Source organism: Maricaulis sp. (assembly GCF_030149235.1).
Lineage (GTDB): Bacteria > Pseudomonadota > Alphaproteobacteria > Caulobacterales > Maricaulaceae > Maricaulis.
This window is the reverse complement of the sequence record NZ_JASBRW010000067.1, coordinates 1-18,083: the sequence shown is the minus strand read 5'-3', so window position 1 is coordinate 18,083 and position 18,083 is coordinate 1. Positions and strand designations below refer to the sequence as shown.

At 63.1% G+C, this 18,083-nt stretch carries 19 protein-coding genes; 16 read left to right on the top strand and 3 right to left on the bottom strand.

The features are described from left to right. The 5 genes from Q1V51_RS09930 to Q1V51_RS09910 form a co-directional block, all read left to right on the top strand. Positions 1–358: biopolymer transporter ExbD (locus Q1V51_RS09930; RefSeq protein ID WP_300528179.1), on the top strand; the 358-nt coding region annotated here is incomplete at its 5' end. Positions 359–374: 16 nt separating this feature from the next. Further along, entirely contained in the window at positions 375–779 is a 405-nt protein-coding gene (locus tag Q1V51_RS09925) for a biopolymer transporter ExbD (protein WP_300555880.1), read from the top strand. A 12-nt stretch (positions 780–791) separates the two neighbouring features. Next, positions 792–1,409, top strand: a complete 618-nt coding sequence (locus Q1V51_RS09920) for an energy transducer TonB (RefSeq protein ID WP_300555878.1) — start codon at positions 792–794, stop codon at positions 1,407–1,409. A 134-nt stretch (positions 1,410–1,543) separates the two neighbouring features. After that, the gene (locus tag Q1V51_RS09915) at positions 1,544–3,058 is read left to right on the top strand and encodes a tetratricopeptide repeat protein (protein WP_300555876.1); all 1,515 of its coding nucleotides are present in this window, start codon (positions 1,544–1,546) and stop codon (positions 3,056–3,058) included. Between the two features lie 175 nt (positions 3,059–3,233). Next, complete coding sequence (locus Q1V51_RS09910; RefSeq protein ID WP_300555874.1) at positions 3,234–4,679, top strand: tetratricopeptide repeat protein; 1,446 nt, start codon at positions 3,234–3,236, stop codon at positions 4,677–4,679. An 18-nt stretch (positions 4,680–4,697) separates the two neighbouring features. Here the strand turns inward: Q1V51_RS09910 and Q1V51_RS09905 are convergent, their stop codons facing one another. Continuing rightward, complete coding sequence (locus Q1V51_RS09905) at positions 4,698–5,459, bottom strand: class I SAM-dependent methyltransferase (protein WP_300555872.1); 762 nt, start codon at positions 5,457–5,459, stop codon at positions 4,698–4,700. 291 nt (positions 5,460–5,750) lie between these two features. Here Q1V51_RS09905 and Q1V51_RS09900 point away from each other — a divergent pair, with 291 nt between their 5' ends. Further along, positions 5,751–6,359, top strand: a complete 609-nt coding sequence (locus Q1V51_RS09900) for an energy transducer TonB (RefSeq protein ID WP_300555870.1) — start codon at positions 5,751–5,753, stop codon at positions 6,357–6,359. Positions 6,360–6,459: 100 nt separating this feature from the next. On the opposite strand, the gene Q1V51_RS09895 is transcribed toward Q1V51_RS09900, so the two are convergent. Together Q1V51_RS09895 and Q1V51_RS09890 are read right to left on the bottom strand one after the other, a co-directional pair. Continuing rightward, on the bottom strand, positions 6,460–8,736 hold the full coding sequence (locus tag Q1V51_RS09895) for a S9 family peptidase (protein ID WP_300555868.1): 2,277 nt from the start codon (positions 8,734–8,736) through the stop codon (positions 6,460–6,462). A gap of 82 nt (positions 8,737–8,818) precedes the next feature. Then, a complete protein-coding gene (locus Q1V51_RS09890) occupies positions 8,819–10,153 on the bottom strand; it encodes an MFS transporter (protein ID WP_300555866.1) in 1,335 nt (444 codons plus the stop codon). A 154-nt stretch (positions 10,154–10,307) separates the two neighbouring features. Here Q1V51_RS09890 and Q1V51_RS09885 point away from each other — a divergent pair, with 154 nt between their 5' ends. From Q1V51_RS09885 to Q1V51_RS09840, 10 genes are all read left to right on the top strand, one after another. Further along, on the top strand, positions 10,308–10,745 hold the full coding sequence (locus Q1V51_RS09885) for a DoxX family protein (RefSeq protein WP_300555864.1): 438 nt from the start codon (positions 10,308–10,310) through the stop codon (positions 10,743–10,745). Between the two features lie 83 nt (positions 10,746–10,828). Next, positions 10,829–11,914, top strand: a complete 1,086-nt coding sequence (locus tag Q1V51_RS09880; RefSeq protein ID WP_300555862.1) for a DUF2336 domain-containing protein — start codon at positions 10,829–10,831, stop codon at positions 11,912–11,914. A gap of 360 nt (positions 11,915–12,274) precedes the next feature. Next, positions 12,275–12,778 (top strand): Na+/H+ antiporter subunit E, encoded by a 504-nt coding sequence (locus Q1V51_RS09875; RefSeq protein ID WP_300555860.1) that lies wholly within the window; start codon positions 12,275–12,277, stop codon positions 12,776–12,778. Continuing rightward, positions 12,775–13,095, top strand: a complete 321-nt coding sequence (locus tag Q1V51_RS09870; protein ID WP_300528159.1) for a monovalent cation/H+ antiporter complex subunit F — start codon at positions 12,775–12,777, stop codon at positions 13,093–13,095. The genes Q1V51_RS09875 and Q1V51_RS09870 overlap by 4 nt, the downstream gene beginning before the upstream one ends. Then, on the top strand, positions 13,092–13,463 hold the full coding sequence (mnhG, locus tag Q1V51_RS09865) for a monovalent cation/H(+) antiporter subunit G (RefSeq protein ID WP_300555856.1): 372 nt from the start codon (positions 13,092–13,094) through the stop codon (positions 13,461–13,463). The genes Q1V51_RS09870 and mnhG overlap by 4 nt, the downstream gene beginning before the upstream one ends. Next, positions 13,460–14,029, top strand: a complete 570-nt coding sequence (locus tag Q1V51_RS09860; protein WP_300555855.1) for a DUF4040 domain-containing protein — start codon at positions 13,460–13,462, stop codon at positions 14,027–14,029. Before mnhG ends, Q1V51_RS09860 begins: the two co-directional genes overlap by 4 nt. After that, on the top strand, positions 14,026–14,484 hold the full coding sequence (locus Q1V51_RS09855; protein ID WP_300555853.1) for a Na(+)/H(+) antiporter subunit B: 459 nt from the start codon (positions 14,026–14,028) through the stop codon (positions 14,482–14,484). The genes Q1V51_RS09860 and Q1V51_RS09855 overlap by 4 nt, the downstream gene beginning before the upstream one ends. Positions 14,485–14,487: 3 nt before the next feature. Then, positions 14,488–15,036 carry a cation:proton antiporter subunit C gene (locus Q1V51_RS09850; RefSeq protein WP_300555851.1) on the top strand — a complete coding sequence of 183 codons (549 nt, stop codon included), beginning with the start codon at positions 14,488–14,490 and terminating at the stop codon, positions 15,034–15,036. Continuing rightward, on the top strand, positions 15,036–16,556 hold the full coding sequence (locus Q1V51_RS09845; protein ID WP_300555882.1) for a monovalent cation/H+ antiporter subunit D family protein: 1,521 nt from the start codon (positions 15,036–15,038) through the stop codon (positions 16,554–16,556). The genes Q1V51_RS09850 and Q1V51_RS09845 overlap by 1 nt, the downstream gene beginning before the upstream one ends. 3 nt (positions 16,557–16,559) lie before the next feature. Further along, a complete protein-coding gene (locus Q1V51_RS09840) occupies positions 16,560–18,038 on the top strand; it encodes a proton-conducting transporter membrane subunit (RefSeq protein WP_300555849.1) in 1,479 nt (492 codons plus the stop codon). Positions 18,039–18,083 lie beyond the last annotated feature (45 nt).

Below are 18,083 nucleotides of genomic sequence, written 5' to 3'. Positions count from 1 at the left end.
GCTCGACATCGTGTTCATTCTCCTGATCTTCTTCATCGTCACCGCGACTTTCCTCTCCGAGGAAGGCATCGACATGACGCCGCCGCCGGAAAGCGACGCACCGCCGCCGCCCGACGCGCCGTCACCGATCGTGGTTCAGGTTGACCAGGATAATAATATCTTCGTCAACCGGGTCCGCACCGACGTCGATCGCGTCCTGTCCGCCGTCAACCGTTTCCGCGCTGAGAGTGCCGGCTCTGCCGTGCTGATCGAAGCAAACGACGAGGCCTCTCATGGCATCATCGTACGGATCTGGGATGACATGAACGCCAATGGTGTCCCGGTCTCGCTGACCCGCACCGACGGCGAAGCCCAGTAGGCGGGAGGAGAAAGATATGGCTAGACGTGGTAGCCGCGTAGCGACTGATGAGGAAGAAGTCGAACTGAACATGACGCCGATGCTCGACGTCGTCTTCATTCTGCTGATCTTCTTCATCGTCACCTCCGTCTTCATCAAGGAGCCGGGCATCGACCCGATCCGTCCGGAAGCTCAGACCGAGCAGGATCTCAACCCGTCCATGCTGGTTGCGGTCAACTCGGAAAACGAGATCTGGATTGACCGTCGCGTATACGAGCAAGCGGAATTGCAGCCGATCATCGAGCAGCTGCTGCAGGAAAACCCGAAGGCCCGTGCGACGATCCAGGGTGATGAAGAAGCCGATATCGGCGTTATTCTCGACGTGCAGGACCTGCTCATCGAGAATGGTGTCGAAGTCACGATTTCGACGCTGCAGGAATAGGGAGGAGACAGTATGGGTACTCTTGCACGCCTGCTCGTCGGTGGCCCGATTGCGGCTTTCGTGACGATCGCGCTCTTTGTGATCATGTACAACCTGATCATTCCGGACGAGGTTGAACTGGGTGAGGAGGGTGACGCCCTTCGCATCTCGATCAATGACGAGGTCGCGGAGGTGGAAGCCCGCCGCCGTGACACGACGATCGATGATGTGGACCAGGTCGATCCGCCGCCCCCGCCGCCGCAGATTGAACGTCAGGCTGCCGAGCAGCCGACCGAAGGTCTCGACACGATTGTGGGCCAGATCCCGGAATTCGATGCGCCGCAGCTGGCCAGCGACAGTGTGAGCTTCTCGGTCTCTGACCGCGACGCCCAGCCGCTGGTCCGGATCGAGCCGCAATATCCTGTCCGTGCCGCTGAACGCGGTGTGGAAGGAACCTGCGCGGTTCGCTTCGATGTGACGCCGGACGGGACACCGACCAATGTAACGATCCTGAACTGTTCGAGCTCCATGTTCGAACGGGCCTCGATCCGGGCGGTTGAACGCTGGCGCTATAATCCGAAGATTGAAGACGGTATCCCGGTCGCGCGTCGCGGCGTGGAAACCCAGTTCAACTTCCAGCTGGCGGACTAAGTGTGAGGGGCGGGACCAGCCTGGCTGTTCCCGCCCAGATTTCCGGCGTCGCCGGATCGGGTCCGAGCCGGATCTGAGACGGGGCAGCTAGTGAAACCGGTCCAGGGAGCGGGGCCGGTATGAAGGAGCCAACGATGATCCGTTTTAACGGTTTCCATCTGACCAGACTGACGCAAGGCGTTGCAGCCCTCGTGCTTGCAGTGACCATGGCAGGCGTCTGGGTCGCTGATGCCGATGCGCAGCGTCGCAACAACCGGCAGAGTGACGAAGAACGCGAACAGAATGCGGAAGACCGGGTCTTCTCCGCCGCGATCGGTGAGATCGTGCTGGAAGCCCAGAACCTGCAGAGCGAAGAGCAGTTCGCCGAATCCATTACCACGCTGAACCGCGCCCTGAGCCGGTCCGGCATCAACAATTATGAGCGCGCCATCTCGCTGCAGCTGCGCGGTCGTGCATATTACGAGCTGGAAAACGTCCAGGGCGCCATCTCCGACTGGGAGACCGCCATCACGACTGGTGCCATGCTGGCCGAGGAAATCGTCGGCCTGCGTCTGAACATCGGTCAGCTCTACATCACCCAGGGCCAGTACACGGAAGGCATCAACACGCTTGAGCTGGCCGTGCGCGAAGGCGGCCCGGAAGTGATGAATGCACGTCTCGCCAAGATGCTGGCCCAGGCTTATGCCCAGGCTGAGCGTTATCGCGAAGGTCTGCGCTGGGCGGAAACCTTCTGGGAATTGCACCCGGTGGCCGAGCGCACCCGTGGCGACTATTCCCTGATGCTGTTCTACTATCAGCAGCTCGAGAATATTCCGCGCCAGATGGAAATCGTCGAAGCGATGGTGGCCCGCTGGCCGGATGAGAAGCGCAACTGGACGTCCTACGCGTCTCTGTTGGCTCAGACGAACCGCGAAACCGATGCGTTCGAAGCGAACAAGATCATGTATATCAACGGCATGCTCACCGAGAGTGCCGAGATCGTTCGCCTCGCTCAGTATTATTCCTTCTTTGAATACCCCTATCGCGGTGCGACCATCCTTGAGCGTGAGCTCAATGCTGGCCGCGTCGAGCGCAGCCAGTCCAACCTGAACCTCCTGTCCAACATGTGGCGTCAGGCGCGTGAGTGGGAGCGGGCCATCCCGGTCCTGCGCCAGGTAGCACAGCTGACCAATGCGGGCGATGACTACGTTAAGCTCGCCGAGGCGCTGTACCAGGAGAACCAGCTGGCCGAAGCGGAAACCGCTTTCGAGCAGGGCCTCAACCGCGGCGGTATCAACCGTCCGGGCAATGTCTGGACCCTTTTGGGTACGGTGCGTTACGAGCTCGGCCGCCGGCAGTCGGCAATCGCCGCGTTCGAGGAAGGCGCACGCTTCCCGTATTCGCGCCGCACGGCCAATGGCTGGGCCCAGTTCATCCGCGAGGAAATCCGCGCTGAGCAGCAGCGCGTGGTGATCCGTCGTCGCATCGCTCGCGATGAGTGCAGCTTCACCGTGACGGACCTCGTGAATGGCGCTCGCCTGTTCGGTGATGTCGACGAAGACGGCAATGTCTCCATCGTCGTCCCGCCGCGCTGTCAGGAGTTCTTCAACTCCCGCGGCGAGCCAATCAACGTGGCTGCCGCAGCGAGTGAGGAAGCCGATAACGGCTAATCCGAGCACGGTTCCTTCAAGATCAACGCCCCGGCCCATGGCCGGGGCGTTTTTCTTTGCCCTCTTCTTGCCGCACTCGCGCCGCAATGGCGCCAATACCTTGCGGCAACCTTACGGCTTCATGACGGCATGCACCGGGGCTGGGGAGTTCACGTCATGACCTGGGGAGGTGCACATGCGGGGACAATCCATCCGCGCCGGCCTGGCCGGTTTCGCGAGCGCTCTGGCGCTCATTTCATTCACTTTTTCTGCTGCCGCAGACATGCAGCCGGCGGATGATCGCGATGCCCGGGGCACGGTGATCTCGCCCCGCGTCGGCGACCGGCTGCATCGCTATATGGAGGCCGAGGGCGAGGAGCGCTGGGATGAGGCCCTCGCCGGCTATGACGCGCTGATGCTCGATGAGCGCTTGTCCGACTTCGAGCGCGCGACGGTGCTGGAATTGCGGGGCCGGCTCCGATATGCGCTGGAGGATCCGGCCGCCGCGGCCCATGACTGGCAGGCGGCCATTGAGATCGGCATCCTGGCTCGCGAGCGCGCCAATATCCTGCGCCTCAATGCTGGACAGCTCCTGCTGGGGGAGGGCGAATACGAGGCCGGGCTCTTCCTGATTGAAACCGCGCTGGCCCTCGGCGCGACCCTGACCGGTGATCTCGCCTACCGCCTGGCCCAGGGCTATGGCCAGCTCGGGGATTATGCCTCCGGCCTGCCCTATGCGCGCCGCGCCTTCGAGCTCGCGGACCCGGCGGCCCGCCAGCACTATTCGCTGCTCCTATTCTACTACCAGACCCTGGACATGGAGGGGGAAGAGCTGGCCCTGGTGCGGGAGATGGTTGTGCGGTGGCCTGAGGAAAAGCGCTACTGGACAAGCTGGGCCTCGCTCCTGGCGCGCATGGACCAGAGCCGTGAAGCCTTTGACGTCAATGTGGTAATGTACACCAATGGCTTGCTGACAGAGCCGGAGGAGCTGATCCGGCTGGCAGAATACTACGCGTATTTTGACTATCCCTATCGCGGGGCCATGGTCCTGCAGCGCGAGATCAATGCCGGACGGATCGAGGCCAATCCGCGCCATTATCGTACGCTGGCGCGGCTCTTTCGCCAGGCCCGTGAATGGGAGGCAGCCCTGCCGGTTCTGCGCCGGGTGGCGACCCTGACCGGCCGTGGCCAGGACTATGCCGTGCTGGGCGAGGCGCTCTATCAGTCCGGTCATTTTCAGGATGCCGAAGCCATGTTCGAGCAGGCGCTGCGCCGCGGCGCGCTCGACCGGCCGGGTGATGTCCATGCCTTCCTCGGCAATACCCGCGTTGAGCTCGATGATTATACCAATGCCGTGAAGGCCTTCACCGACGCGCTCGACTGGGAGTATTCCCGCGCCGCCGCGCAGGGCTGGCTCGACTTTATCGATCAGCGCCAGAACATTCTCGACAATGGCGAGCGCCAGGCGCACCGCGTCGAGATCCAGCGTTGCGGCAATTGGGTTGAGGATGAGCGCCGCTCCATTCCGACCCATGATGACCGCTTTGACGCACTCGACCGGCGTCTGTTCGATCTACCGCAGGGCTGTGCCACCTATTTCGACGTCTATGGCGAGCTCTGGCCACGCTGGGAGAATGTCTAGACGCGAGCGTAACAGGGCTTAGGGGCCGGGCGTGCGCGCCAGATAGAAACCATAACCGTAATAGCGGTGATGGGCCTCAAAATGCGCCAGCTCGGCCTGTTCCATCTCCACCACCGTTCGGGCCGCTTCGGAATGCCCGTGCCGGTCCAGGAAAGCGGGAAGGCGCGCCTGCGTCGGGGCGTAATACTGGTCCAGCCAGGCCGAGGCGGGCAGGGGGAAATACCCCACTGGCGTATAGCCCGCCTCTTCCAGCTGGGCGATCTTGGCCGATGCCGGTGCGACGCCGGGATATTGCTCGCTCCAATAGGCTTCAAGCTCTGCCGGGCGCTCGGCGGTAAACCAGCTCAGCTCGGACACGGCGAGCAGGCCGCCCGGTTTGAGAAAGCGTTTCCAGGCGGCAATGCCGGCCTCGAAGCCGATATTGTAGATCGCACCTTCCGACCAGATCACATCGAGGCCGCCCGGCTCGAAGGGCAGGGCGGCCATGGAGGCTTCCACTGGTGTGATGAGCGAACTCAGCCCGGCCTCTGCGGTCCGTGCCTGCAGCTTGTCGAGAAAGGCCGGGAAGAGATCAACCGCCGTAACCTCGGCCTCGAGATCGCCCGCCAGAAGCAAGGCGGAAGCCCCGGTGCCGCAGCCGATATCGGCAATCTTCAGACCGGCCTGCGGGGTGAGCCCGGCGAGGGCCATGGCTTGCCGGGTAATCGCATCCGAACCGGGCCCCTGGCGGGCGCCGTCGCGATGGAGATCGACCAGGAGGGTGAGGGCATCCATATCCATGTCGGAACCGTCCTTGCTGATGCCGGGCCAGTGTAACCGGCGTTTCGCTCGGCACCAGAAACCAACCGCATCAAATCACCCTTCAAGCGTCACAATTCTTCCCAATCCCGGCATGATTTCGCCGCGCCCAGCGGGCCTTATGGGGGGCGGCGCGGTGCTGAGTTGTGGTGCTGCGTCGCTTCCGCCCAGCGGGGCCGAGGGGTCGGTACCGGGGATCGGACGGAAGTTGTCAAACGAGGGCATGTCCCGGTCGGGCCATGACGGCATCTGCCCCGTGGGGAGGTAGAAACCGTGACCGCTTATATGCGCACACCATTAGTCTTACCCTTTGCCGCGATCATTACGGTCGCGCTTTTCCTGTTGATGCGATCCTTGATCGATATCGGCCCGGTGCCTTTGATCGAGGCGGAGGAAAGCCCGCCGATCGAGATGAATGTCGAGGTTGATGATCGTGAACCGGATCGCGGCCGAGTCTTCGAACCAGTCGATGCGGTCGAGCCGCCGCCGCCCGTACAGACCTCCGAGGTCGAACCGGCTGTGCCGGATGTTGGCGATCCGATCGAGAACTTTATCGCGCCGCCGATAGATGAGCCGGTGATCGAGGCGTTCGGCGGCCGTATCCCGGTCGATGGTGATCCCATACCGACGGTTCGGGTCAACCCGGTCTATCCGAGCGTGCTGGCAGGGCGCGGTATCGAAGGCCAATGCACGATGATGTTCGACATCATGCCAAATGGCCGCACCTCAAATGTCCGGGCGCTCAACTGCACCCATCGCGGTTTCGAGCGGGCCTCGATCCGGGCCATCGAGAACTGGCGCTACGACCCGCAGGTCCGCAATGGCGAGCCGGTTATCTATCGCGGCGCCTCGACCCAGTTGATCTATGAGCTGGAAAGCTAGGACGGACCGGATAACCCGGCTCTGTCTCCTGTGGTCTTGGCAGACCGGGCGGCCCGCTGCGTTTCGCTGACGCAGCGGGCCACTTCCGTTTTGAGGCGGTTTACTCGCCGGCTTCCGCCGCGATCGCCTCGACCTCGGCATCGGCCAGGCCGACGCTCATCAGGGCGAAGGCCCAGTTGAGGGCGGTTTCACGCAGGCTGTCGAAACGGCCTGATGCACCGCCATGGCCGGCCCCCATATTCATCTTCAGCAGGGTGAGGCCATCATCCGACCGGCGGTCGCGCATACGGGCGACATATTTGGTCGGCTCCCAATAGGTCACGCGCGGATCGGTCAGACCGCCCGTGGCCAGGATGTGGGGATAATCGGTCTCCACGATCTGGTCGTACGGGCTGTAGGCGATCATGGTCTGGTAATCCTCGGCGCTTTCCAGCGGATTGCCCCATTCCGGCCATTCCGGCGGCGTCAGCGGCAGCTCGGCATCCGACATGGTGTTGATCACGTCGACAAAGGGCACAGCCGCGATAATGCCGGCAAACAGGTCGGGCTGGAGATTGGCGGCCGCACCCACCAGGAGGCCACCAGCGGAGCCGCCATAACCGACGATATTGCCGCGCGAGGTATAGCCCTCGGCTGCGAGCGCCTCACCGGCCGAGACGAAGTCGCGGAAGGTGTTGATCTTCTGCTCCAGCTTGCCGGCCAGATACCACTGATAGCCGCGCGCCATACCGCCGCGGATATGGGCGATGGCATAGACCATGCCGCGATCAACCAGCGACAAGGGGGTGACGCGGAAGGAGGCCGGGATGGTGATGCCATAGGAGCCATAGCCATACAGCAGCAGCGGCGCGGAACCGTCGATCGGCGTGTCGCGGTGATGCAGGATGGTCACCGGGATCTGCGCTCCGTCATGACCTTCTGCCATGATACGGCGGACGACATAGTCTTCCGGGTCGTGACCGGAGGGGACTTCCTGGGTCTTGCGCAGCACGCGCTCGCGGGTACGCATGTCATAGTCGAAGGTCTGTTCCGGGGTCGACGGGCTCTCATAGGAGAAGCGCAGGCGATCCACGGCGAACTCGTAACCGGACGACATGCCGAGCGAGTAGGCTTCCTCGTCGAAGGCGATTTCGTGCTCTTCACCGGTGGCGTATTCGTGCACGACAATGCGCGGCAGGGCGTCTTCACGCTCCATGCGCACCAGCCAGTCCTCGAAGCCGGCCACACCATTGATCAGCGTGCCCGGGCGATGCGGGACGAAGTCTTCCCAGTTTTCCCGGCCGGGAGCGTCGATCGGAGCGGAGACGATCTTGAAGTCGACCGCACCGTCCGCATTGGTGCGGAAGTAGAAACGGTCATTGGCCGCCGTCAGATAGTATTCGACACCGTCTTCACGGGCCGCGACGAGCACCGGCTCGGCGGCCGGGTCATTGGCATCGAGCAGGCGCAGCTCGTTGGAGGTGTGACCGCCGGTATTGATGGTGACGTAGCGGTCATTGTCGGACGAGCCGACGCCGACGAAGAAGCCCGGATCCTCTTCCTCATAGATCAGCTCGGAGGCCCCGCCGCCGCGGTTCTGGCGATAGACACGCTTGGAGCGGCCATTATCATCGCGCCAGACCCAGTACAGCGTGGCGCTGTCATTGGCCCAGACGAAGTCGCCCGTGCTCTCGTCGGTCAAGGTCGCGATGACATCGCCGGTGGCGATCTCGCGGATCATGATCTCATAGTATTCCGAACCGCGCGTATCGATCGCATAGGCGACATACTGGTGGTCCGGGCTGTGGGAGAGATTGCCGAAGTCGAGATATTCGAAATCGGCTGCCTCGGCATCGCCATCGATGAGGATTTCCTCTTCGCCGATGGCCTCACCGGTTTCCGGATCGATCGGCCGGCGCGAGAAGATCGGATACTGACCGCCTTCACGGTAGCGGCTGAAATACTCATAGGCCCCGTCACGGCTCGGGACCGAGCTGTCGTCTTCCTTGATACGGCCGCGGATCTCCTGGAAAATCCGCTCCTGCAGCGCCGCCGTCGGCTCCATCACCGCGTCGAGATAGGCGTTTTCGGCGTCGAGGAGTTCGCGGATATCGCTGTCGAGGGCGGAGGTGTCACGCATCACCTCCTGCCAGTTCTCATCCTTGATCCACTGGTATTCATCGACGCGGGTGAAACCGACCTGTTCGATGGTGACCGGGCGCTGTTCCGCCGCCGGGGCTTCAAGGCCCTGGGCGCGTTCGATCAGGGCCGAAGCGGTGGTGACCGGTGTGGTATCCGGTGTGGTGTCCATGGAAGTCTCCTGGCTACACCCGACGATGACCGCGGCCGCAAGGCCCAGCCCCATCAGGGTCAGCTTGGTTCGATGTCTGTGATGCATGTCCTGACGCTCCCCGAAAACAAATCTGGCAAGCGATGGGACAGGGTTTCAGGGGCAATGTCCAGCGCGCAAAAATGACGCATCAGTCAGGTTTCTCGCCGGTGCTGTCGGCCGGTTCGTCTGCGGCTCTGGACGGTGGATCATATTTCACCGCGACCGGCTGGGCACGGCGCACGGACAGGATCGGCGTGGCGATGGAAATCAGCACCAGGACCACGCCGAGCCCGATCATCGGGATGAGGGCCGCCGGGCGTGCGCCGATGGCGCCGACGACGGGGCCCATCAGGAGGATGCCGGCCGGCATGCCGCCGAACAGGCCGAGCTGATAGACCGACATGACGCGGGCCAGCTTGTCGGCCGGGGCCTGTTCCTGCACGACCGAGCGCGACAGCGAGATGGCCACACCCGCGCCCAGCCCCCAGGCAAAGACCAGCCCGTAAAGCGACCAGAAAGGCAGGGGCGCGGCAAAGGCGCCGACGGCCAGAACCGTGACGCCCTGGGCGATGATCAGCGCCCGGCCGGGTTTTTCGATATGGCCGAATTTGACGAGCATGACATTGGCCACGAAGGCGCCGAGCCAGAAGGTCACCATCAGGCTGGACAGCTCGGCATAACCGCCACCATAGGCGTCCCGGATGAGGATCGGAATGAGGACCAGGAAGGCGCCGCCGACGATGAAAATCCCGATCGCGACCATGATCGCCGTCATCGGCATCAGCACGGGGGAGTGCAGCACGGCTTTGAGACCATCGCCGAGATCCTGCAGCGGGTGGTTGGTCGATTTGGTGCGCTTTGACCCCAGGCGCGGCAGGAAGGCGGCGGCGAGACCACCGGTCAAAAGCCCCACGCCCATCATGGCAAAGAGTACGCCGGGTCCGGTCAGAGCGGCGAAATAGCCCGCCGCCATGCCGGCGATCTGGGCCCCGAACTGTACCGCCGAGGCCATCACCACAGCGCGTTGCAGCTCGATCCCGCCATGGCGCGTGCGCGCGGAGATGCGCACGATCGGATTGATCGCACTATCGCGCGCCGGCATGACAAAGCCGCCGGCCACCCCGACCAGGAGGGCAAAGATGACGAGCATCATGTAGTCGAGCCGGTCCGAGAGCAGCATCCAGGACAGGGCGAGGGCGCATAGGCCGGCGAAAATGTAGAAATAGAACATGATGCCGCGCCGGTCCTTGCGCTCGGCGAGGACACCGGCGGCGGGCAGCAAGAGCGCCATCGGCGCGGTCAGGGCGGCCTGGGCGAAGCTCAAACGCTCCGGGCTTTCCATCAGGGTGAAGGTGATGACGCCGGGAAAGACCGTGGTCTGCAGGCCAAAGCCGAAAAACCATCCCGCCACCAGGATGAGATAGGCGCCGAAAGGCGGCAGGCGCAGCTTGCGATTGCCTGCAAGGGGACGGAAAAGCGGCAAGAAACGGGTCCGGTGGCAGTTTTCAACTCACGAAACGCCGAAAAACTCGTGATCGAGCATGTTTGGCGTTGCGTCCTGTCTAGCAACATGTAGGGCTTTAGCAAATTCGCGCTGTGCAGCGACATGGTGCGGCAATGAGAGGGAGACTTGCGAGATGAAAATGATCCGACTGGGCGGTGGCGTGCTGCTGGCTGCCTTCATGGTGTTCATGGGCAGCCAGAAATTTGGCGCCGACAACCCGATTTTCGCCCGTATCGCCGAGCAGTCCGGCATTGACCTGTTCGAACCGGTGATCCGCATGGCCACCGGCGTCGCCGAACTGGTCGCCGCCGTTTTGATCCTGCTGGCCATCTTCATGGGCCTGTTCCGGGGTCTCGGCGCCTTGCTGTCGACCGGCATTATCGGCGGCGCCATCGTCTTCCACCTCTCCCCCTGGCTGGGCATCAGCGCCCCGGTCGGCGTCGATGCCAATGGCGAGCTGGTCTACAGCGCCATGCTCTTCATCATGGCGGTGGTGTTCTTCGTCATCTCTGCGGCGCTGACCTGGCTCGACCGGGAAGAGCTGGGCAAGTTCCTGCCGGGGAAAGGGTAGGGGGCATTCCCGCACCCAAACCCACGCTTTCTTAACTCCGGCGCGCCAGTCTGGGCAGGAATTTGCCGCAGGATGAGCCGTTTATGGCGCAGATAGAACCCATGGACCTGGACCAGCCGGCGCCGCCGCGGGCGCGGGATGTGCTGGCGCGGCGGCTGGCGGATATTGTGGGGTTGCCCTCTAGCCGGCTGACACCGCGTGAGCGCTGGATTGTCGCTGATCTGCTGCATGATCTCCTGCGCGCCAGTGATGAAACCCTGCGCCAGCGCGTGGCTCAGCGCCTGTCGACGCTGAATGAGGCACCGCATCGCCTTCTGCGCATGCTGGCCACCGATCATTTTGAAGTGGCCCGGCCGATCCTGGAGGATTGCCAGGCGCTGACCGATTTCGACATGCTCGAGATCGTCCAGACCGGGACCATCCAGCACCGCACGATTGTGGCCCGGCGCGAGGATGTCTCCGAGACCGTGGCTGCGGCCCTGGCCGCCTATGGTGAGCCGGAAGTTGTCGAGCGTCTGCTCAAGAACAAGACTGCCATCCTCGCGGCGCCGACGGTCGACCACCTCGTCGGCATGGCACTGGACAATTCACGTTTTGCGCCCTTGCTGATCCGCCGCGAGGAATTGCGCCCGGCCCAGGCTTTCCGCCTGTTCTGGGGCTGTGACGGCACCGATCGCCGCGCCATCCTCGACCGCTTTGCCGTCGATCGGACCATCCTGATTGATGCATCCGGGGATATTTTCCCGATGGCCCAGGCAGAGGGTTGGTCTGACCCGCTGGTCGGCCGCATCCTGCGCTATATCGACCGGCGACAGCGCAATCGTGAAGCCATCGCCATGAGCCCCTTTGCCAGCCTGGAACAGGCCATGGAAGCCTTGCGGCGCGAAGGCGTGCGGCGTGAGATTGTCAGCGAGATCGCGACCCTGGCCGGGATTGATGACCGGTTGATGACTCGCATGCTGGATGATCTCGCCGGTGAGCCGCTGGCGGTCCTGTGCAAGGCGACAGGCCTGAAATGGGAGAGTTTCGAGGCCGGCTGGGCCGGGCTCGGACGCGGCGAGGGACCGATCCTGGAGCAGGCCCGCCATGTCTATGACATGCTCTCGGTAGAGAAAGCACAGACCGTGCTGCGCTACTGGAACCTGTCGCACGAGGCCGACCGCGACTAACGGTAGCAGGCGCCGCGTCCCGCATGCATTGTTTTCCACGTCTTCCTGATGACGCTGAGCGCTGCCTGACCGACCGGGCCAGGTGGCGGGCACGGCGCCCTGCCTTCTGCCGTCTGGCCCGGGTGAAAACCTGAGTAATGGTGGGGCTGGTGAAGAATGCCTACCGGATCAGGGGATTGCAGAAACGCGCCTGGGCCCGGCTTTGCCTGCACTGGCGGACAAACTGCACCTCCCGGCAGGCCCGCCCAGCCATTATCCCTAGGTTTTTGGAGGCTGCTAAAGGCACATGGCTGATCTGGTCAAGCCGTTGCCGCTTGGTTAAAACCGCGAGTCTAAGCGTTTACGCGCGGGGATACATCCATGGTCTATGGTCTTGGCCTGACTGCCGTCCTGGTAGTCTTGTGGCTTGTTCTTTCTGGTTCCTACACCCTGTCTGGCGATCACTCGATCCTGCTGGTCATGACGGTGGTGAGTTTGGCAGCAACGGTCGGTCTGGCCGTGCGCATGCGCATTCTCGATCGCGAGACGGTGCCGCTGGCGCCCTTGCTGCCGCTGCTGACCTATTGGAGCTGGCTGGGACGGGAAATCGTGGCGGCGAACATTGCCGTCATTCGCCTTATCATGAAGCCGGACGTCGATATCGAACCGCGCCTGGTGCGGGTGCCGGTCGATCTGCGCTCCGGTCTGGCGCGCTGCGTCTTCGCCAATTCGATCACTCTGACACCGGGTACGGTGACGGTGGATATCGAAAACGACGGCTTCCTGGTTCACGCCCTGGATAATTCCTTCACCGCGCCGGAAGGCTTTGCGGAAATGGCCTTGCGCACGGACATCGCGTCCGATGGCAAGCGCGAGGAGGCATGATGGATACGCTCAACTTTATCGTGGCGCTCGGCATGGCCGGCGCGATGGCGATCATGCTGGCGCGCCTGTTCGCCGGCCCGACGCTGTATGACCGCGTTCTCGCGGCCAATTCCTTCGGCACCAAGACGGTGCTCTTCCTGCTGGTATTCTCGGCCATTGCCGGACGCCAGGACGCGATCGATATCGCGCTGCTCTACGCCCTGATCAATTTCGTCGCCACCATCGCGATCCTGAAATTCTTCCGTTATCGCTCGCTGGAAATTGCCCTGGCGCAAATGTCCCTGCGCCGCGCGGTGGAAGGGGAGTTCGACGAATGAGCTGGGTCGAGATCGGACAACATCTTCTCTTCGCGCTCAGTGTCGGCTCCATGGCCCTGGGCCTGATGCTGGTCCTGGCCGGCGCGATCGGCGTCATCCGCATGCCGGACTTCTACACGCGCCTGCACGCGGCTGGCGTCACCGATACGCTGGGTGCCGAGCTGATCATTTTCGGCCTGATCCTGCAGTCCGGTGACTGGCAGACCATGGCCAAGCTGGCGCTGGTGGGGCTCTTGCTCTTTCTGACCAGCCCGACCGCGACCCATGCCGTGGCCAATGCCGCGCACCGGGCCGGACAAATGCCGGATCTGGCGCATTTCCGCCCCAAGCATCCGCGTGACCTCAAGGATCCGGAGGCCAAGGCATGAGCGGCGCCGATCTGACGCAATTCCTCGACTACACCCTGATCGCCATGTTGCTGGCGGTCGGCTTTGCCATTGTGCGGCTGCGCAATCTCTTCGCCGTGGTGATGCTCACGGGCGTTTATTCGCTGCTGTCGGCGGCCTGGTTCGTCTCGCTTGATGCAGTCGATGTGGCCTTTACCGAGGCGGCTGTGGGCGCGGGTATCTCCACGGTTCTGATGCTGGGCGCCATGCTGCTGACCGCGCGTGAAGCCGAAGCACCGGGCCGAGGCCGCCATCTGGCTGCGATGCTGGTGGTCACCGTCGCCGGCATGGCCCTGTTCTTCGCCATTCCGGACATGCCGGTCTATGGCGCTGCGGATTCTCCGGCCAATGATTATGTCGGTCACTCCTATCTCGAGCGCACGCCGAACGAGATCGAGATCCCCAATGTCGTCACCGCCGTGCTGGCCAGCTATCGCGGTTATGACACGTTTGGCGAAGTGGTGGTGATCTTCACCGCGGCGCTCGGCGTCATCCTGCTTCTGGGCTTCAATACCGGCGGCGCTCGCCGCAGGGAGGACGAGGAATGAGCCCGCATATCATCCTGCGCGTCGTCTCCAAGCTTTTGATCCCGATGATCGTGATCTTCGGCTTTTATGTTCAGTTCCACGGTGATTTCGGTCCCGGCGGCGGCTTCCAGGCCGGCGTCATCATCGCCGTCGCCGTGATCCTCTACGCGCTGATCTTTGGCATCGACGAGGCCAAGAAGGCCGTGCCGCCGAAGGTCGTGCTTTGGGGATCGGCAGCCGGTGTGCTGCTCTATGCCGCCGTCGGTCTGGCCACCCTGGTCATGCCCTTCGCCGGAGAGGCCGTGAACTTCCTCGATTATGATGCCCTGCATCCCGACCAGAGCCACCATGCCGGCCAGCATTACGGCATTCTCCTGGTCGAACTCGGCGTTCTGATCACCGTGATCTCGGTCATGCTGGCGATCTTCTATGCCTTTGCCGGACGGGTTCCGGATATTCCGGACGAGGAGTGGTAGGCCATGCTTGAGACCATTCTCGAACGTTTCAACTATATCCCGATCATCATCCTGATGATGACGGGGCTCTACGTGGTCATTGCCACGGGTAATCTGATCAAGCGTCTGGTCGGCCTGTCGCTGTTCCAGACCTCGGTCTTCCTGCTCTACATCACCATCGGCAAGGTGTTCGGCGGCCAGCCGCCGATCCTGGAAAGCGCCCATCATGGCGAGGATGACGGCTATGGTTCTGCTGGCGGTTATGGCGCGGAAGCGGCAGCCGGTTACGCCGGAGCCGGTGATGCTGAGCTTGCCGAAGAGGCTGCGCATGACGGTTATGAAGCGGCGGCATCGCATGGCGAGGGCTATGGCGATGCGGCGCATCACACCGCCGAAGTGCTCTATTCCAACCCCTTGCCGCACGTGCTCATCCTGACCGCGATTGTCGTCGGCGTCGCCACGCTGGCCGTGGGCCTGGCGCTGGTCGTCCGTATCCGCGAGGCCTATGGCACGATCGAGGATGATGCCTTGAATGCGGCGGATTATTCCCGCGAAACGGGGAGCAGCGAGTGATGGAATTTCTCGCCAATCTTTTGCCGGCGGGGCTGATGGCTCACGCGCCGGCCCTGGTCGTCGTGGTGCCGCTCGTTGCCGCTGCCATTGCCGCCTTCATGCCCAATGGCAAGGCCGGCTGGGCCGTAGCCATGGTCACCGCCACCATCGTCGCCGTCTTCTCGCTGGCGCTGCTGGGCGCGGTCGCGGGCGAGGGGGTGATCTCCTACGCCATGGGAGGCTGGGCGCCGCCGGCCGGTATTGAATACCGGATCGACGCGCTCAATATCGCCGTCCTGCTGCTGGTCGGCATTCTCGGCTTCCTGTGCGTGATCTACGCCCTGCCGAGCGTGGCGGACGAGATCGCTGAGGACAAGCAGGGCCTGTTCTACTCGGCCTTCCTGGTCTGTTTCGCCGGTCTTCTCGGTGTGACGATCACGGGCGACGCCTTCAACGTCTTCGTCTTCCTCGAGATCTCCTCGCTGTCGGCCTACACCATCATCGCCATGGGGGCGGGCAAGGACCGCCGGGCGCTGACGGCGGCGTACAACTACCTCATCCTCGGCACGATCGGTGCGACCTTCTTCGTCATCGGCGTCGGTTTCCTCTACATGGCGACCGGCTCGCTCAACATGGCCGATATCGCCCGCATCCTGGCCGAGAACGGCCATGACCGCGTGACCCAGGCGGCCTTCGCCTTCATCATTGTCGGCCTTGGCCTGAAGGCGGCGATGTTCCCGCTGCACATGTGGCTGCCCAATGCCTATGCCTTCGCGCCGAACTTCGTCACCGCTTTCCTGGCCTCGACGGCGACCAAGGTGGCCTTCTATGCCCTGGTGCGCTTCCTCTTCTCGGTGTTCAATCCGGAGGTGAATTTCGTCGACCTGTCGCTGACCTGGGTGTTCGCGGTAGCCGGTGTGATCGCCATGTTCATGGCCTCCGCCCAGGCGATCTTCCAGACCGATGCCCGGCGTTTGCTGGCTTACTCATCGGTGGCCCAGGTAGGCTATATGATGCTGGGGCTGGGCATGGGCACGGTGCTCGGGCTGCAGGCCGGCATGCTGCACCTGATCAACCACGCCTTGATGAAGGGCGCCCTGTTCATGGCGCTCGGCGCGTTTGCGCTGAAATTCGGTGTCCGCGAGATCAAGGACCTGGCCGGTCTCGGCCGGACCATGCCGATCTCGGCCTCGGCCTTCACCATTGCCGGCCTGTCGCTGGTCGGTGTGCCGCTGACCATCGGCTTCGACAGTAAGTGGTATCTCATCATCGCCGCGCTGGATCGTGGCTGGTGGTGGGCAGTGGCTGCGCTGATCCTGTCCTCGCTATTGGCGCTGATCTATATCGGCCGGCTGTTGATGGTGGTGTGGACCGAGACCGCGCCAAGCCATCAGGGCCAGCAGGTCAAGCGCACCCATGCGCCGATCATGATGCTGATCCCGATGGCGGTCCTGGCCTTCGCCAATCTGTATTTCTTCCTCGACGCTTCCTTCCTGGTCAATCTGACCGAGGCGGCGGCGAATGCAGTCATGGGGGACTAGATCATGTGGTCGCCTGAAGTCTCTCTCGCCCTGGCCCTGGCCATTCCGTCGATCGGCGGTGTGTTCGTGGCGCTGCTGGGCAATAAACCCAATCTGCGCGAAGCCGCGACGCTGATCTCGGCGGTGCTGCTGGCGGTCAATGTCGCCTATCTGGTCGAGATCGCCCCGAGCAATCCGACCCTGGTCCTGGCCGATATCGCCCCCGGCCTGCAGCTCTCCTTCACCCTGGAACCGCTGGGCGCGATCTTCGCGGCGGTGGCGTCAGGGCTTTGGATCGTCAATTCGCTCTATTCCATCGGCTATATGCGCGGGAACAAGGAGACGCACCAGACGCGTTTCTATGTCTGTTTCTGCATCGCCATTGCCTCCGCCATGGGCGTCGCGCTGTCAGGCAATCTCCTGACCATGTTCCTCTTCTACGAGGTGCTGACGCTGTCGACCTATCCGCTGGTGACGCACAAGGGCGATGAAAACGCTAAGCGCGGCGGCACGATCTACCTGTCCATCCTGATGGGCACTTCGGTCGGTCTGCTGCTGCCCGCCGTGATCGCGACGCATTACCTCGCCGGTTCGACCGATTTCGTGATTGGCGGCCTGCTGGCTCTCAATGACGTACAGCCGATGATCGCCGGTATCCTGCTAGTGATGTTCGCCTTCGGTATCGGCAAGGCGGCCTTGATGCCGATCCACCCGTGGCTGCCCAATGCCATGGTGGCCCCGACGCCGGTTTCCGCCCTGCTGCACGCCGTGGCCGTGGTGAAGGCGGGCGTGTTCGCCATCCTCAAGGTCGGCACATACATCTTTGGTCCGGCCCTGATCCAGGCGGCTCCGACCTCGGACGCCCTGGCCTGGATTGCCGCGATTTCCATCGTACTCGCCTCCGTGGTGGCGATTACCAAGGATAATCTCAAGGCCCGACTGGCCTTCTCGACCGTCTCCCAGCTTTCCTATGTGACGCTGGGCGTGATGCTGGCTTCGCCGCTCGCCATGCTCGGCGGTGCGCTGCAGATCGTCATGCACGCCTGGGGCAAGATCACGCTCTTCATGAGCGCCGGTGCGATCTATACCGCGACCAAGAAGACCGAGATCTCGCAGATGCGCGGCCTGGGCAAATACATGCCCTGGCTGTTCGGGGCCTATACGGTCGGTGCGCTGTCGATCATCGGTCTTCCGCCGCTGGGCGGCTCCTGGCCGAAGCTCTTCCTGATGCAGGGCGCCTGGGATGCCGGGCATGCGATCATGATCGTCGCCCTGGTGGCCTCGTCCATTCTCAACGTGGCCTACCTGCTGCCGCTGTCGGCGCGCGCCTTCTTCTCGCCGGCGGAGGAAGCCGGGCTGAAGAAACAGCCGCCGGCCCTGGTCATCATTCCGCCGGTCATCACTGCGGCCGGCGTCATCATCCTCTTCTTCCTGATCGGCCCGCTGCGTGACTATCTGCAGCCGGTCTTCATGCCGGTCGAGATTTCCGGGAGCGCCCAATGAGCGATCCAAGCAAGGACAAGTCCGACGAGCTGATCCACCCGGTGG

Coding starts and splice junctions, on each gene's coding strand:
- Q1V51_RS09845 (WP_300555882.1), top strand. CDS start 15,036: ATGGAATTTCTCGCCAATCTTTTGCCGGCGGGGCTGATGGCTCACGCG.
- mnhG (WP_300555856.1), top strand. CDS start 13,092: ATGAGCTGGGTCGAGATCGGACAACATCTTCTCTTCGCGCTCAGTGTC.
- Q1V51_RS09850 (WP_300555851.1), top strand. CDS start 14,488: ATGCTTGAGACCATTCTCGAACGTTTCAACTATATCCCGATCATCATC.
- Q1V51_RS09870 (WP_300528159.1), top strand. CDS start 12,775: ATGATGGATACGCTCAACTTTATCGTGGCGCTCGGCATGGCCGGCGCG.
- Q1V51_RS09860 (WP_300555855.1), top strand. CDS start 13,460: ATGAGCGGCGCCGATCTGACGCAATTCCTCGACTACACCCTGATCGCC.
- Q1V51_RS09905 (WP_300555872.1), bottom strand. CDS start 5,459: ATGGATATGGATGCCCTCACCCTCCTGGTCGATCTCCATCGCGACGGC.
- Q1V51_RS09920 (WP_300555878.1), top strand. CDS start 792: ATGGGTACTCTTGCACGCCTGCTCGTCGGTGGCCCGATTGCGGCTTTC.
- Q1V51_RS09840 (WP_300555849.1), top strand. CDS start 16,560: ATGTGGTCGCCTGAAGTCTCTCTCGCCCTGGCCCTGGCCATTCCGTCG.
- Q1V51_RS09885 (WP_300555864.1), top strand. CDS start 10,308: ATGAAAATGATCCGACTGGGCGGTGGCGTGCTGCTGGCTGCCTTCATG.
- Q1V51_RS09915 (WP_300555876.1), top strand. CDS start 1,544: ATGATCCGTTTTAACGGTTTCCATCTGACCAGACTGACGCAAGGCGTT.
- Q1V51_RS09880 (WP_300555862.1), top strand. CDS start 10,829: ATGGCGCAGATAGAACCCATGGACCTGGACCAGCCGGCGCCGCCGCGG.
- Q1V51_RS09875 (WP_300555860.1), top strand. CDS start 12,275: ATGGTCTATGGTCTTGGCCTGACTGCCGTCCTGGTAGTCTTGTGGCTT.
- Q1V51_RS09910 (WP_300555874.1), top strand. CDS start 3,234: ATGCGGGGACAATCCATCCGCGCCGGCCTGGCCGGTTTCGCGAGCGCT.
- Q1V51_RS09925 (WP_300555880.1), top strand. CDS start 375: ATGGCTAGACGTGGTAGCCGCGTAGCGACTGATGAGGAAGAAGTCGAA.
- Q1V51_RS09855 (WP_300555853.1), top strand. CDS start 14,026: ATGAGCCCGCATATCATCCTGCGCGTCGTCTCCAAGCTTTTGATCCCG.
- Q1V51_RS09895 (WP_300555868.1), bottom strand. CDS start 8,736: ATGCATCACAGACATCGAACCAAGCTGACCCTGATGGGGCTGGGCCTT.